At 60.3% G+C, this 807-nt stretch carries 1 protein-coding gene; it reads right to left on the bottom strand.

All coding sequences use genetic code 11. The features are described from left to right. Positions 1-80: 80 nt before the first annotated feature. Positions 81-807, bottom strand: a 727-nt coding sequence (locus AC1DWI_RS25060) for a tripartite tricarboxylate transporter substrate-binding protein (RefSeq protein WP_477726167.1), incomplete at its 5' end; no start/stop codon positions are given.

The raw sequence follows: 807 nt of genomic DNA, 5'->3' as shown, positions 1-807 counted from the left end.
CGGTTGTATGGACCGACAAGCAGGCGTTCCCGATGATCGGAAAAACAATCGGGATTTATGGATTACGTTTCCGGGCAGCCCTAGTCCGCGTAGGCCCCCGCCGCCTTGATCACCGGCGTCCAGCGTGCAATTTCGCTGTGCAAGTATTCGCGATGACCCGCGGGTGTGTTGCGCGCATCCCGAACCACATCGATTCCTGAAGCGAGCTGTGCCCGTTTGAATGCGTCCGTCTGGATTGCGCCCAGCAATGCAGCGTTGATTCTGGTTTGTACCGCCTGWGGCGTGTTCTTCGGCGCATACAAGCCGTACCAGACGCCAAGCCGGACGGAGGGAATCCCGAATTTCTCGAGCGTCGGGATCGCCGAGGCGCCGGGAACGGTGAGTGGCTTGGCTGATGTCACGCCGACGGGCCTGGTTTTTCCGCTAAATACATGAGGGAGCACATTGGCTGTCAAATCGCACATCAGGTCTACATGGCCTCCCAGTAAATCCGCCAACGCCGGTGCGGTCCCGCGATAGGGAACGGTGGTCATGCCGATGCCCAGCGAAGACTGCAGGAGAAGGCCGCACAGATGCGACGCCGACCCAATGCCGCCGTTGGCAAGCTTGACCTGTGGTTGCGTGGCTATCCACCGCACCAGCTCAACCGCTGAGCCCGTAGCTATCTGTGGGCGCGTCACCAGCATCAGTGGCGATTCAGCCATGATGCCCAAAGGTTCGAAGTCCGTCTCCGGGTTGAAACCGAGGCGGCGGTATAGCGCAGGGGCTGTCGCCATCCCGATATGGTTCAACAGCAGGGTATAGCCG

The sequence above is a fragment of the Polaromonas sp. P3_C2 genome (assembly GCF_056402675.1).
The sequence above is the reverse complement of the archived record's forward strand: the minus strand, read 5'-3'. Positions and strand labels throughout refer to the sequence as shown.